Genomic DNA, 13,468 nt, shown 5'->3' on the forward strand with positions numbered 1-13,468 from the left:
ATTAGACCAAAATCATGTAAATTGCACCGGCGGCGAGGAGAACCAAGTTGACCGGCAAGAGGAACTTCCATTCAAAGTCCATGAGCTGGTCCACGCGGGGACGCACGAAGGTCCACCGGACCATCATATAGCACCAGATCATGAAGTAAATCTTTGCGAAGAACCACACGAATCCCGGAACCATCTGCAGGTACGTGTCGATCGCTTCGACTCCGATGCAGGGCGCGTGGAATCCACCCAGGAAGCAGGTGGCGGCAAGTGCCGAGTTCGTGACCAGGGCGATGTATTCGGCCAGGTAGAACATGGCAAACGGGGTGCCGTTGTATTCGGTGTGGTAGCCGCCGGTGAGTTCCTGTTCCGCTTCGGCGATATCGAAGGGAGCGCGGTTCATTTCGGCGGTAGAAGAGATGAAGAACAGGATAAAGGCGATGAAACCGATGACCGGAATCTTGAAGATGAACCAGTCGAGAACGGTGCCGGACTGACTCATGGTAATGTCCATCAGGTTCGTGGAACCCGAAACCATCACGACGAACAGGAGAATCATCGTAAACGAAATTTCGTAGCTGATCATCTGGGCGCCGCTGCGCAGCGCTCCGAGCAGGGAATACTTGTTGTTGCTGCTCCAGCCGCCGAGCAAAATGCCAAGCACTCCGAATCCGTTCACGGCGATGATCATCGGGATGCCCATGTCGATATCGGCGACCACCAGGTTCTTGTCGAAGGGAATCAGGGCGCAGACGATGAAAGGTGCGATGAGCACAATCAGCGGTGCCGCATAGAACATCAGCTTGTCGGCGCCGCTCGGGGAATAGACTTCCTTGAAGAGCATCTTGATCACGTCGGCGATGGTCTGAAGCGTACCGTGCCAGCCCAAGCGCATGGGGCCCAGGCGGCATTGCACGTGGGCGCACACCTTGCGTTCCATGTAGATAAGGATCGGAGCCGAACCGATGTTCACCGCGCAGACGGCCACAATGCAAATCACTGCGTTCACGAGGAAGGCGATGACGCTGTCTAGGGTCGCGTTGTGCAGGTAGTCCGGAAGGTAGGCCGTAAGTTTCGGGACCCAGTCGCGAACAAAGTCGCCAATCGGATGTGTTACAGTAGGTACAAACATATATTACCTGTCAATTTCGGGGATCACGGGGTCGAGGGTCGCCATAATCGTCACGAGGTCGGAAATCTTGTGGCCCTGCGCCATCTTGTTGAGGGCGGCGATGTGCGGGAAACTGGGCCCACGCGTGTGAATGCGGTATGGCTTTTCGCCGGTCGTCGCGGCCACCACGTAAGTGGCGTACAGTCCCTTTGCGGTTTCGATTTCGCTGTAGTAGCGACCGACCGGAAGGCGCACGGGCTTTTCCTTGGCTCTCCACGGTCCTTCTTTAGGGAACTTTTCGATGCACTGGTACAGAATGCGCATGGATTCGTGAATTTCGGCGATACGTACCGTGTAACGGTCGTAGCAATCGCCGGTGTAGGTTACGGGCACATCGAATTGCAATTGGTCGTAAATGCTGTAGGGGTTCGCCTTGCGGACATCGAAGTCGACGCCGCTTGCGCGGAGCACCGGACCGGAACAACCGTAAGCGATGGCGTCTTCGGCAGAAAGAATGCCGATGCCCTTACTGCGTTCGAGCACGATGATGTTCTTCGAAAGGAACCTTTCGTAGTCCTTCATGGCGCCTTCGAGGTGCTTGAGGAAAGCCTTCACGCGGTCGATAAAGTTTTCGGGAACGTCAAAGCGGCTGCCACCCGGTCTAAAGAAGTTGGTAGTCAGGCGAGACCCGGTGACTTCTTCCAGAATGTCATGGATCATTTCGCGTTCTTTGAAGCCGAACAGCAAGCAGGTCTGGCCGCCCAAGTCGCCGCCGAAGCAGCCGAAGAACACCAGGTGGCTCGCGATACGTCCTAGCTCCGAAAGCATTACGCGGATGTATTCGGCCTTTTCGGTAACGCCGATGTTCATGCCTTTTTCAAGGGCAATCACGACCCCCAGGTTGTTCTGGATGGCCGTCAAGTAATCCTGGCGGTCGGACATCGCGATGTACTGCAGGTAGCTCATGGATTCCGCCTGCTTTTCTATGCCGCGGTGGATGTAGCCGAAATGCGGTACGATTTCTACAATCGTTTCGCCGTCCATGCGCAGCGCAAGGCGGAGGGCGCCGTGGGTACTCGGGTGCTGCGGACCCATGTTGATGAAAAATTCTTCGGTATTGGTATCGCGGGTAATCTTGAATCCCGGCGGGAGTCTTGTCATACTCATACGGGCCTCTTGATCATTTGCGGGTGGGTAAAGTCCTTGCGCAAGGGGTAACCTACAAAGTCCTTGTCCAGGAAAATGCGGCGCAGGTCGGGGTGCCCTTCAAAGTTGATGCCGAACATGTCGTAGACTTCGCGTTCCTTGACTTCGGCACCCGGGTACAGGTGGCTGATGGTCGGAACGCTTCCGAGCAGCGCTGTGGGGCGTTCTTCTTCGGGAATGTCGAAGTTCTTCTTGATTTGCACGCAGAAGAAGACCTTGTGGCCCTTTTCGATACTGCGGAGCTGCGTCACCATGTCAAAGTGGTCGTCGTAGTCGATTGCCGTGACGTCGATCAGGTAATTCATCTTGAATTCGGGATCGTTCTTGACGTATTCCACGGCGGGCACGTAGTCTTCGACGCTGATCATCACTTCGAGCGGACGGTCGGCGGGCATGGCGGCCACCACATCTTCGATGGGGTCTTCGCTGTGTGTATGCACGGTGATGTCCGGAAACTTCGCCTTGAGTTTCTTGTAAATGTCGAGCTGGCTTAAACCAAAGCGCTTGCAGGCGACTCGTTCCACTTCGGGGAAGTCTTCCTTTTTCACGCGCACGGGCTTGAAGCTGCTCTTGTAATCCGGATTTTCTTCCTTGAACTTCGCGCGGGCTTCGGCCATTTCCTCGTCCTTGATGCGTTCAAGGGCGGCCCAGGTCTTCGCGGCTTCGCGGTAGCGGTCCATGGTCGAAACGTCCTTCGGTTCGCCTTCGTGCCAGGGGTCACGGCAGGTTTCTTTCAAAATCTTTTCGCGGAGCGTGAGTAGACCGTGGAACAGTGCTTCTGGGCGAGGAGGGCAGCCGGGAACGAATACGTCCACCGGAATCAGGTTCTGCGCCCCGCGCACCACAGCGTAGTTGTCGTAAATGAAGGGGCCACCGCTGATGGTGCAGGCGCCCATCGCAAGCACGTACTTGGGGCCAGGCATCTGTTCCCAGAGCATCTGGAGAGCGGGCGCCATACGGCGGGTAATGGTTCCTGCGATAATAAAAAGGTCCGCCTGGCGGGGCGAAGCGCGGAACACTTCACTACCAAAGCGGGCGATATCGTAGCGCGCCATGGAGCTCGACATCATTTCGATGGCGCAGCAGCTGGTGCCGTAAGTAAGGGGCCAAATTGAGTTGGCTCGAGCCCAGTTGACAACGTAGTCAATCGCATTGACGACGTACTTTCCACCGGGTATCGGGTCTAAAATCTTAGGGGCGAAGTTTATAATTCCCATCGTGTTATTCCCACTTGAGGATGCCTTTCTTCCAGGCGTATGCAAGTCCCGAAAGGAGAATTGCCATGAAGATCACTAAGTCAATGACGACAATCGTCGGCGAGAGGGGAGAATTCCCGGCCATGATTTCCTTGAAATTCGCCATAACGGGGAACAGGAAAAGGGCTTCGATGTCGAACACCAAGAATAGAAGCGCAAAAAGGTAGTAGCCTACCTTGAACTGGATTCGCGCATTGCCGATGGTTTCCATACCGCATTCGTAGGGCGCCATCTTGTTTTTGGTTTTCTTGGTGCGGTAACCCAGCAGAAGCCCTGTAACGGTAGCCGCTGCCGCGATAAACGCGCCCAGGAAAAGGAAGATTGAAAGGATGATGTACTCTGACATTTCTTGTGTCTCTTGTCTTTCTCTCGTTTAGTAAAAGTTCTGTAGCTCCTGAACCGTTCCAAACAGCGTGTTGCCTATTTGGAATCGGTCCAGCACGTGCCGCAACAAGTCCTTGAATTCGTCCAAGGTGGCGGCGTTCATTTCGTTCAGCTTTTCTTGAATGGCGTTCACGTAACCCGAGGCCACAGGCTTGGTCTTGAGGTCTTGCATTTCGCCAGCCCAGCGCTGCACCATTTGGTCGGTTTCGATTCGGGCAATCACGTAACGTGTGGTAGATAGTAGCTCTTGCAAAAAGTGAACCAAGAAGATTTCTTCTTGCAATATACCCCAGCGTTTGTCCTTGGAATACATGGCCTTGTTTTCGGCCTTGCCATAGAAAATGGCTGCCTGAGCGTATTCTAGACAGGTCATAATCAATCTTTCGTAGCGCTTGATTTCTTTGCTCAAATTCTGGAACCAGATGGTGTCCGCCACGGAATTTTTCTCGGTCCGCTCGGCGACTTCGTTTGGGAAAATAGCCCTAAACGCATAGTATACTTCTTCGTAATAACGGTTACGCATTCTACAGTTGAAGGCGCGGTTCTTTAAAGTGTAGTCGCTGTGGTGGAGCTTTGAAATCATGATTTTACCACCTGCTTAACGCCAGCAATGTTCTTGATAGCGGTAATGATTGTATCCACCTGTTCTTTGCGGAAAGCCTTGAATACGAGTTTGATTCGTCCCGAATAATGTTGGCTTGCTGCTGAAATTCGTTCCAGAAATACGTTTGCCCGTTTGAGTTCCTGCAACACATCGAAGGTCATGTTCTTGCGGTTTTCAGTTTCGATGGTCAGGTGCGTTTCAAACGAATGCTTGATGTCCTCGCTCCATTCCACGGCAATGCGTTGTTCCTTGGGCAGGTTCTTAAGCTGCGGACAGTCGGCGTTGTGGACTTCGATACCAATCTTCGGACGCAGGACTCCCACGACCGGATCGCCCGGAATCGGGCTGCAGCACTTGGCGAAGTGAATCACCAAACTGGTTTCTTGGCCAATCTGCAGGGGCATCTCGTCTCTGCGGTCCGCCTTCTGGTCCTTGTTGAACATGGGGAAGAATCGGAGGGAGTTCGATTCTTTTTGTGTGGTCTCGCCACCGTTCAAGAAACGCTGGATGTCCGACAGGGGCAGTTCGCCCTGACCCAGTCGTTCGTAAAAGTCGTCCAGGGTGGGGGTACCAAAGTACTTGCAGATAGACTCTTCGGAAGGGCGCTTATCCTTTTCGATTTTCTGAAGTCTGAGTTCGCGGTCCCAGATTTCCTTGCCCAAGTCCAAAGCCTGCTTCATGATGCTGCTTTTCATCCAGCGGCGCAGTTCCTGTTTGGCCTTCACAGTCTTGACCATATCGAGCCATTCGGGGCTGGGTTCCTGGTTCGGGCTCTTGAGCACCTGGATGGTAGCTCCATGTTTGATTACCGTGTCCAGATTCACCACTTCGTCGTTGATTTTTGCGCCAATGCAATGCAGGCCCAGTTCGGTGTGGACCGCAAATGCGAAGTCCAAGACGATGGAACCTTGAGGCAGTTCGATAGAAGTTCCCTTGGGGGTAAATACGGTCATGCCCGAAGGTTTCAGGTCCACCTTCAAGAAGTCGAGGTATTCCTTGGAGTCGGAAATTTCCGACTGGAGCTTTACCATGTGGTTGAGCCATTCCAGTTCTTCACCTTCGTGCTGGGTTTCCATCTTGTAGGCCCAGTGGGCGGCGAATCCTTTCTCGGCGGTAAGGTCCATGTCCTTGGTGCGGATTTGGACTTCTACCATCTTGTTTTCTGGGCCGATGACTGTGGTGTGGATGCTCTGGTAAAGGTTGGGCTTTGGGGTTGCGATGTAGTCTTTAAAGCGACTCTGCAGGGGCGTCCATAGGTTGTGGACGTAGCCCAAGGCCAGGTAGCATTCGGGAATTGTATCGACGATGATGCGGATGGCGAAAATGTCGAAGATGTCTTCGAACTGGCAGCCACGGCTGAGCATCTTGTTGTAGATACTGTAAATGTTCTTGGTGCGGCCCTGGATGGTACAGTCAAAATCTTCCAAAGCCATCTTGATTTGTAACGGTCCAATCACCGACTGGATATACTTCTCGCGGGATTCCTTGTTTTCGATAAGGAGATCCACCAGCTTCTGGTATTCGTCGGGGTTCACATACTTGAAGCTTAAGTCTTCAAGTTCGTTTTTCAGCTTATAGAGACCGAATCGGTGGGTAAGCGGAATGTAGATGTCCAGGGTTTCCTGGGCGATCAATTGCCTTTTTTCGGGTTTCATGTACCGCATGGTGCGCATGTTGTGGATGCGGTCTGCGATTTTGATCATGATGACCCGGGGGTCTTTTGCCATGGCCGTAATCAGTTTACGGTAGGTTTCCGCTTTTTGGGCTGTTTTGCTTGATTCTTGGGCGGCAGTAATCTTAGTGACGGCATCCACCATGAAGGCGGTGTCGTTTCCAAATTTTTCGGCTATTTCCTCGAGGGAATGGTCGGTATCTTCGACCACGTCATGGAGCAACCCGGCCAAGACCGTTGACTGGTCCTGTTTGAGGTCGGCAAGGATTTTGGCCACTTCATAGGGGTGCTCGGTGTAGGGCATGCCGCTTTTGCGGTATTGACCCTCATGAGCCTCGGCAATAAAGGCAACAGCCTTTTCAAGAATCTCCCGGTCAAGGTTGGGATTCTTCTTTAAAAGCACATCTACAATGTGCGTTTGGTTCGATGTGAGGCTCGCTTGTACCATCACCCTAAATAATATCTAAAAAAAAGCTTCTTGGAATGACGATTTTTGCGAAATAAGCGAAAAATAAGGGTTTTTGCATAACAGTTGTCTGTTGTTTTTGCGAACAACACTTTGTTTTTCTCAACTATTTAACTTGAGGTTCTAAATACCTAATTTGCGGCTAGGTTATAACACCTAAGGCTAGAGATTGGTTTGGATATATTCTTGACCGCCTAGGGAGTTGTTTGGGGGATAGAACAACTGCGGTCAAGAGTCTAGCCTTCGATGGGTTCACCTATCGAACAAAGCCGTGCCCAACTTGCGGGGCACGGCTTTGTTGTAAGACTGAATCGGTTTTATTCAACAATATTGAAATCTATGCGCCGGCGTCTTCGAGGCGCTTTACATGGCAATAGGCCAATTCTTTAGTCTTCTCATCACGGAGGTGCAGACTGGAACCTTCGCAGTAGCGCCAGTACTTGCATTTTTTGCAATCGCCGATTTTCGCCCAGCTGCGGTCGCGCATTACCTGGTAGCGGTTCTGCCATACATCCCAGATGTCGTCTTTATAAATGTTGCCTTGTATGTAATCTCCGCGCAGGCTCGGACATGCCGAGATGCTCCCGTCGCAAAGCACGGAAGAGACGTTCACGCCGGCTCGGCAGAAGAATGGGTAGTTGCGGGCATCCTTCTCGTAGCTCCCGAGGAAGCCTTCGCAGCCGTAGTTCACGTTGATGACGTTCAGTTTCTTGACTTCGCGGATAAAGTCGAATACCTGGCGGAATTCCTGGTTCGTGAGCTGGAACAGCGGATTGTCTTTGGCGCGGCCCTTCGGGAACACCGTCGCGATACGCCAGCGCTTCACGCCGATTTTCAGGAGGATGTCGAGAATCTTCGGGAGCTCCTTGAGGTTCTGGCGGTTCACGCAGGTCATCACGTCGAAGGTGAGACCTTGCGTGTGGGCGGCCATGTCGATGGCGCGGAGTGCGTTATCGAAACTCGTGGGGGCGCCGCGGAAATGGTTGTGGCTTTCCTTGAGGCCGTCCAGGCTAATCGTGAGCGAACGCAGCCCGGCATTCAGCAGCTTGGTGTAGCGTTCGGGTGTCATCGCAAGGCCGTTGCTGACCATTCCCCAGGGGTAACCGCGCTTCTTGATTTCTTGCCCGCATTCTTCGAGGTCCTGACGCATCAAGGGTTCGCCGCCGGTAATTACCACGATAAAATGCTTCGGGTCGATGTGCGGGGCGAGTTTATCCAGTACGCCCATAAAATCTTCGCGAGGCATGTCGGGGATGGCGTCCTTCACGCAGTCGCTACCGCAGTGCAGGCAGTGCAGGTTGCAGCGTAGCGTGCATTCCCAGAAAAAGTAAGTAAGCGGGTGCGCCTTGATTTCGTTGTGGCGGTAAAGGCGATAAGCTTCGAGAGCGAGTTTTTTCTTAAGAGAGAGTTGCATAAAAATGTGGGGTGTGAAATGTGGAGTGTGATGTGTGAAATTTAATGGATGCGTTGTCCATCCACGTAGTATTTTGACTTGAATTCGTCTTTGCTATAGAGCGTCTTTTTATCCTTTTCGTCGCGACAGTCGAAAGTTTTCGTTTCGTCGTCGGTCGATTGGAAACAGGTAACGTCGTCTTCACAATAGTACGTGTCCGTGCACGCCGGATACGACATGGTGCAATTCTCGAAGTTCCCGGCAATCGCATCTTCCTCGTTTTCGCAATCGTAGAAAATACCATATTCGGGGCATATCTGTTCAAGTTCGCAGGCAATCAGATCCTTGCTGTCGCTAGAGGAATCGTCACTGCAGCCGCTCCAAAAGATAGCGAACAGACTTAATAGAAATTTTTTCCAATGCTTATACAACATAATTTACATCATCCATTATCAATCATCAATTATCATTCAAGCACTTGTTAATCCGGTCCTCGAGTTCCTTCATCTTGTCTTCGTAGACCTTCTGGAGTTCTTCGTCGAGGGCGGGCTTGTTCGCCTCCCATTCTTCCTTCATCTTCAGGAACTTGGCGTATTCTTCGCTAGGCCTGATGGAGCCGTCAATGCATTTTTCTACCGCATTATGGATGGTGACCGGGGCTCCGTAAAGGGCCACGAGACTTTCGAGTTCCATGCGCAGGTTTTCGAGGCACATGGGCGTTTCTACCAGGGTGGTCTTGATGGAGTCTATCTTTGCGGCTGCATCGCGCTTGGCCGCTTGCTCGCTCCACATTTTTTTTACATCTGCGTTGTAATCATCATAAAAATAGGATACACTGGAATCCGTGGGGAAACATTTGACGTCAATGGAATCGGGAGGCTCGACACCATAAAGAAGGCCGGCGACGAATTCGCTGCTGGAACTAGACTTTTCCTGTTCAGAAGAACTCGATTCCTCGGCAATGCTGGAACTCGATTTTACTTCTTCGGAAGAACTTGATGTTACCTCTTTAGAGGAACTGGATTCTGGCGTGTTTGAATCGCTGCTGCTTTCGGGTGCAGGCGCACAAATATCGTCGGGACAGCCGTAAAGAACGACTTCCGATGAAGATGCCGAGTCGTCGCAACCTGCCCAAAACAGGGCGGTCAATGTAAGTGCAATCTTTTTCCAGTGTTTGTAGAACATATTCAATTTCCCCAAAAGTTTTCTGACTAATTTTTATTTCTCTGCATCGTCGCAGGTGCCGTTGAATACGCAGGGCGGACCGTAAAGGGCGGGTTGCATTTCGCCGTTGAAGGTCGTGTCCTGCTCGGGATCTTCGACCACGGTCCTCTTTTCGTAACGGGCGCGGAATTGAGCTTCGTTGTATTTAATGCCGTCGCATTCGTAGGTGTTTTCAGAAATTTGTACCACTCCGTAATCGGGGCAGATTTCGTCGCTACAGGGGAGTCCACCCCAACGCTCTTCGGTTTTTTGCGTACAGGTGGCGCCGTCAGCGCATGTCATCGTGGATTCGCCCTTTACCTGGGTGCAAATGTATTTGTCCATGACAACGCCGTATAAAGGTTGGGCTTCGACTAGTGTGTCGCCGCTGCTGCTGGAATTCAAAATGGGATCGTCCGGAACTCCATAAGCGGGCATAATCTGCTCGAAGCTGCTGGAACTTACTTCAGTCGCTTCGCTAGAACTTGAGACCTGAGCCTGCTTTTCGCTAGAACTGGATGTCGTTTCGTTTCCGGTTGCTACGCTGGAGCTGGATTCGGGTGTGGCAACGCTGCTGGAACTGGGATCATCCGATCCGTTTGCAGAGGTGGTATCGCTGTCGCAACTTGCCCAAAAGAAACCAGTCAAGGCAAGGGCAATTTTTCTCCAATGTTTGTACAGCATGGATTTCTCCTTTTTAATTTCTTTATCTAAAAGACGAATATATATAAATGACTATAACCTTGCAACTTGGGGGCAAAATTGTGTGATAACAGGGGCTGTTTTTTGTCTTTTTGGAACCGATATTTTCTTTTTTTTACGAAAAATATAGGGATACCCCTTGCCAAGGGGGATTTTGTTAGGTATTTTTGGTGCCATGATGAATTTTGTGACTACAGCAACCCTTAACCGTCGTTGGTGGCGCGGACTCTGACATAGAGCCCGGTATTTGTCGCAAATCACCCAAGATTTTAAAGCAAAGGCTTCCGGACTCACGGAGGCCTTTCTCTTTTACCAAAATCATTGAAATCCTCCGGGACCTAAGCCTTTGCGAAACCTGAAACGAAAAGGCAAAAGAGTTTTAAACCAGAGGATTAAAAATGACAACGAACATAAGGCACATTACTGAAAGCCCCAACTTCGAACCCCGTACCGACAGTATCTACGTGGCACTGCCCGGTGAACGTTACACCCCGTTTTCGCTCGGCAAGAAGCTCGGTGCGAAGGCTATCTTCGAATCCGCAAGCTTCTCCCACGGTCGTAGCCGCTATTCGACCCTGATGGTGGACGAAGGCTTCCGTCTGCGCCAGAACGACAAGGACGTGAGCATCGTTGTTGACGGCAAGGAAAGTGTGTTCCTCAAGGAAGGCGAGGGCGATATTCTCGATGCCCTGACGCTGATTTCTGCCGAAAATACGGTGCCGCCTAATCAGATTCCGATTCCCTCTTCGGGCGTGGGCTACCTCGGCTACGAATTCTGCGCCCGCTGCGATACTATCCGCCTTGCCCCGCAGGTGGACGAACTCAACATTCCCGAAGCGGAATTTTTGGTGGGTCACATCTACATCGTGTTCGACCACTTTACCGAAAAACTTCACCTGTTCGCCCTGAACTACGAGGAACACCAGATTGACTTGAAGGCGGCCATCGAAAAGGTGAAGGCCCGCCTCGCTGACCTCGACTTCAGCTACCTCGCACCCGAACAGCAGTACGGCAAGGGCATTACCATGACTGACCTGGAACAGTCCCGCAAGGAATACGTGGAAAAGGTCGAAGCCTTGCAGAAGCACATCATCGCTGGCAACATCGTGCAGGCAGTGCCTTCTCGCCGCATCCAGTTTGCAAGCGACATCGCGGCGCTGGATATTTACCGCAGGCTCCGCACGGTGAACCCGTCTCCGTACATGTTCTTCCTGGATTACGGTACGCACCAGTTTATCGGTGCCTCGCCCGAAAGCCTCGTGCGTGTACGTGAAGGCATTGCAACGATCCACCCGATTGCAGGTACCCGTCGCCGCGGCAAGGACGATGCCGAAGATGAAGCCCTGATGAAGAACCTGAAGGGTGACCCGAAGGAACGCGCCGAACACCTGATGCTGGTGGACCTGGCCCGTAACGATCTCGGCCGCGTCTGCGAAGCCGGTACGGTGGAAACCACCAAGTACATGGAATGCGAAAAGTTCAGCCACGTGATTCACCTGGTCTCTGACGTGCAGGGCAAGGTTTCCAAGACCAAGAAGGCGATTGAAGTGCTGCGCTCCAGCTTCCCGGCAGGTACGGTGAGCGGTGCCCCGAAAATTAGCGCGATTGAAATTCTTTCTGGCCTCGAAAAGGTCAAGCGTCGCTTCTATGCGGGTGCGGTAGGTTACATGGAATCCGACGGTGACTTGGATTTCTGCATCGCCATCCGTTGCTGCCTCAAGCAGGGCAAGACCATCAGCCTGCAGGCCGGTGGTGGCATTGTCGCGGCCAGCAACGCCGACCGCGAATTTGAAGAAACAAATGAAAAATTGGGTGCCATCCGCGCCGTGCTCGAAGGAGAAAATTAAGATGATCGTCATTATCGATAACTACGACTCTTTTACTTACAACGTCTATCAGGCGCTAGCCAAGATCACTAACGAAGAAATCCGCGTGCTCCGTAGCCGCGAATGCACCGTCGCCGACATTGAAAAGCTCTCCCCGAGCCGCCTCATCGTGAGCCCGGGCCCGGGCCGCCCCGAAGATGCGGGCGTCTCCGTGGAAGCTATCAAGCACTTTGCGGGCAAGCTCCCGATTTTGGGCGTTTGCCTCGGTCACCAGGCCATCGGTTACGCCTTCGGCGCAAAGATTGTGCAGGCCAAGTTTATCAAGCACGGCATCGCCGAAGAAATCGACCTGGACGGCAAGGGACTTTTCCGCACCATCGGCAAGAAGAACATCTTCACGCGTTACCACAGCCTGGTTGTTGACGAAGCGACACTCTCTCCGGACTTCGAAGTGACCGCCCGCGCTACCGACGGCGACATCATGGGCATCCGCCACAAGACGCTCCCGATTGAAGGCGTGCAGTTCCACCCGGAATCTATCGCGAGCGGCCGCGCCGACGAATTCTTCAAGGCGTTCCTCAACTACCGTCGCGAACCGCTCGATGTGCGTGGAATTCTGAATACGCTTACCGAAGGCAAGGACTTGAGCCGCGAAACCGCCGAAATGTTCATGGAAGACTTGACCGACGGCATCATGGACGAACGCCAGATGGCCGCTATCCTGACTGCACTTTCCAGCAAGGGCCCTGTTGCCGACGAAATCGCTGGCTGCGCGAAGGTTTTGAGCAGCAAGAAGCGCAAGTTCCCCTACAGTGGTGACGAACTCACCGACATCGTGGGTACCGGTGGCGACGGCAAGGGCAGTTTCAACGTGAGCTCGCTTTCCGGCCTGATTGCTGCAAGCTGTGGCGCAAAAATTGCAAAGCACGGCAACCGCGCGGTTTCCAGTAAGTCCGGCGCCGCCGACTTCTATACGGCTGCAGGCTTCAAGCTTGACATGACTCCGGACAAGGCTGCAAGCGTCATCAACAAGACGAACTTCGTATTCCTGATGGCTCCGGTCTACCACAGTGCCATGCGCTTTGCCGGCCCGGTTCGCGGCGTTCTCGGCGTGAAGACCATCATGAACCTGCTCGGCCCCCTCACGAACCCAGCCGAAGCCAAGTACCTGATGCTCGGCGTCTATAGCACGACCGTGCTGGAACCGTTCACCAAGGCGGCAAAGGCCCTCGGCGCGAAGCGAGTGATGGTCGCCATCAGTGATGACGGCTACGACGAAATTTCGCCCTGCGTGCCGACGACCATCGCCGAAATCCTGGAAGATGGCGAGTACAAGACTTACCGCATTGACCCGAAGGACTTCGGCATCCCCTCCGTGGATCCCGAAGACCTCGCCGGCGGTACGGGCGTCGACAACTTCAACCTCGCTCTCGATGTGCTGAACGGCAAGGGCCGCCCGGGCATCAAGTACGCCTGCGCCCTGAACGCCGGTGCCGCCCTCTACATCAGCAAGAAGGCAGCCAGCATCAAGGAAGGCTTCGACAAGGCCATGATGGCGATGGAAGACGGCTCCGTGCTGAAGAAAATCGAGGAAGTCAAGGTGGCGACGAACTCGTAAATAGGTATGGTTGGCAAAGGGTTTTATAACCCCTTGCCA

Annotated in this window: 12 protein-coding genes and 1 pseudogene; 2 read left to right on the forward strand and 11 right to left on the reverse strand. The window is 53.0% G+C overall.

The genetic code is table 11. The annotated features are described in order from the left end of the window. Position 1 precedes the first annotated feature (1 nt). The 11 genes and pseudogenes from B9Y58_RS01425 to B9Y58_RS01470 form a co-directional block, all read right to left on the reverse strand. Positions 2-1,120: a complex I subunit 1/NuoH family protein gene (locus B9Y58_RS01425; protein WP_073053645.1), complete on the reverse strand. Its 1,119-nt coding sequence runs from the start codon at positions 1,118-1,120 to the stop codon at positions 2-4. Positions 1,121-1,123: 3 nt separating this feature from the next. Then, positions 1,124-2,266, reverse strand: coding sequence for an NADH-quinone oxidoreductase subunit D (locus B9Y58_RS01430; protein ID WP_083532165.1), 1,143 nt, complete (start codon positions 2,264-2,266; stop codon positions 1,124-1,126). Further along, positions 2,263-2,985 (reverse strand): NADH-quinone oxidoreductase subunit C, encoded by a 723-nt coding sequence (locus B9Y58_RS15100; RefSeq protein WP_369827938.1) that lies wholly within the window; start codon positions 2,983-2,985, stop codon positions 2,263-2,265. The genes B9Y58_RS01430 and B9Y58_RS15100 overlap by 4 nt, the downstream gene beginning before the upstream one ends. 54 nt (positions 2,986-3,039) lie before the next feature. After that, positions 3,040-3,513 (reverse strand): annotated as a pseudogene (locus tag B9Y58_RS15105) (NADH-quinone oxidoreductase subunit B); the annotation flags it as partial. A 13-nt stretch (positions 3,514-3,526) separates the two neighbouring features. Then, positions 3,527-3,907 (reverse strand): NADH-quinone oxidoreductase subunit A, encoded by a 381-nt coding sequence (locus B9Y58_RS01440; RefSeq protein ID WP_073053647.1) that lies wholly within the window; start codon positions 3,905-3,907, stop codon positions 3,527-3,529. Positions 3,908-3,934: 27 nt separating this feature from the next. Continuing rightward, the gene (locus B9Y58_RS01445) at positions 3,935-4,528 is read right to left on the reverse strand and encodes a hypothetical protein (protein WP_072798612.1); all 594 of its coding nucleotides are present in this window, start codon (positions 4,526-4,528) and stop codon (positions 3,935-3,937) included. Next, positions 4,525-6,669 carry a RelA/SpoT family protein gene (locus B9Y58_RS01450; protein ID WP_073053648.1) on the reverse strand — a complete coding sequence of 715 codons (2,145 nt, stop codon included), beginning with the start codon at positions 6,667-6,669 and terminating at the stop codon, positions 4,525-4,527. The genes B9Y58_RS01445 and B9Y58_RS01450 overlap by 4 nt, the downstream gene beginning before the upstream one ends. Before the next feature lie 355 nt (positions 6,670-7,024). Beyond that, complete coding sequence (locus tag B9Y58_RS01455; protein ID WP_073053649.1) at positions 7,025-8,101, reverse strand: TIGR04133 family radical SAM/SPASM protein; 1,077 nt, start codon at positions 8,099-8,101, stop codon at positions 7,025-7,027. A gap of 41 nt (positions 8,102-8,142) precedes the next feature. After that, positions 8,143-8,514, reverse strand: coding sequence for a hypothetical protein (locus B9Y58_RS01460; RefSeq protein ID WP_073053651.1), 372 nt, complete (start codon positions 8,512-8,514; stop codon positions 8,143-8,145). A 25-nt stretch (positions 8,515-8,539) separates the two neighbouring features. After that, positions 8,540-9,265 (reverse strand): hypothetical protein, encoded by a 726-nt coding sequence (locus B9Y58_RS01465; protein ID WP_073053654.1) that lies wholly within the window; start codon positions 9,263-9,265, stop codon positions 8,540-8,542. 33 nt (positions 9,266-9,298) lie between these two features. Beyond that, positions 9,299-9,967, reverse strand: coding sequence for a hypothetical protein (locus B9Y58_RS01470; protein WP_073053656.1), 669 nt, complete (start codon positions 9,965-9,967; stop codon positions 9,299-9,301). A gap of 416 nt (positions 9,968-10,383) precedes the next feature. Between B9Y58_RS01470 and B9Y58_RS01475 the strand changes: the two genes are divergently transcribed. Together B9Y58_RS01475 and B9Y58_RS01480 are read left to right on the forward strand one after the other, a co-directional pair. Then, a complete protein-coding gene (locus B9Y58_RS01475) occupies positions 10,384-11,832 on the forward strand; it encodes an anthranilate synthase component I family protein (protein ID WP_073053658.1) in 1,449 nt (482 codons plus the stop codon). Position 11,833: 1 nt separating this feature from the next. Beyond that, a complete protein-coding gene (locus B9Y58_RS01480; RefSeq protein ID WP_073053660.1) occupies positions 11,834-13,429 on the forward strand; it encodes a bifunctional anthranilate synthase component II/anthranilate phosphoribosyltransferase in 1,596 nt (531 codons plus the stop codon). The last annotated feature ends 39 nt before the right edge of the window (positions 13,430-13,468 follow it).

Source organism: Fibrobacter sp. UWB15, assembly GCF_900177705.1.
Lineage (GTDB): Bacteria > Fibrobacterota > Fibrobacteria > Fibrobacterales > Fibrobacteraceae > Fibrobacter.

Excerpts from the sequence above, each read along its gene's own strand:
- B9Y58_RS15100 (WP_369827938.1), bottom strand. The coding sequence starts at position 2,985 with ATGGACCGCTACCGCGAAGCCGCGAAGACCTGGGCCGCCCTTGAACGC.
- B9Y58_RS01465 (WP_073053654.1), bottom strand. The coding sequence starts at position 9,265 with ATGTTCTACAAACACTGGAAAAAGATTGCACTTACATTGACCGCCCTG.
- B9Y58_RS01475 (WP_073053658.1), top strand. The coding sequence starts at position 10,384 with ATGACAACGAACATAAGGCACATTACTGAAAGCCCCAACTTCGAACCC.
- B9Y58_RS01470 (WP_073053656.1), bottom strand. The coding sequence starts at position 9,967 with ATGCTGTACAAACATTGGAGAAAAATTGCCCTTGCCTTGACTGGTTTC.
- B9Y58_RS01430 (WP_083532165.1), bottom strand. The coding sequence starts at position 2,266 with ATGAGTATGACAAGACTCCCGCCGGGATTCAAGATTACCCGCGATACC.
- B9Y58_RS01450 (WP_073053648.1), bottom strand. The coding sequence starts at position 6,669 with ATGGTACAAGCGAGCCTCACATCGAACCAAACGCACATTGTAGATGTG.
- B9Y58_RS01455 (WP_073053649.1), bottom strand. The coding sequence starts at position 8,101 with ATGCAACTCTCTCTTAAGAAAAAACTCGCTCTCGAAGCTTATCGCCTT.
- B9Y58_RS01440 (WP_073053647.1), bottom strand. The coding sequence starts at position 3,907 with ATGTCAGAGTACATCATCCTTTCAATCTTCCTTTTCCTGGGCGCGTTT.
- B9Y58_RS01480 (WP_073053660.1), top strand. The coding sequence starts at position 11,834 with ATGATCGTCATTATCGATAACTACGACTCTTTTACTTACAACGTCTAT.
- B9Y58_RS01460 (WP_073053651.1), bottom strand. The coding sequence starts at position 8,514 with ATGTTGTATAAGCATTGGAAAAAATTTCTATTAAGTCTGTTCGCTATC.
- B9Y58_RS01425 (WP_073053645.1), bottom strand. The coding sequence starts at position 1,120 with ATGTTTGTACCTACTGTAACACATCCGATTGGCGACTTTGTTCGCGAC.
- B9Y58_RS01445 (WP_072798612.1), bottom strand. The coding sequence starts at position 4,528 with ATGATTTCAAAGCTCCACCACAGCGACTACACTTTAAAGAACCGCGCC.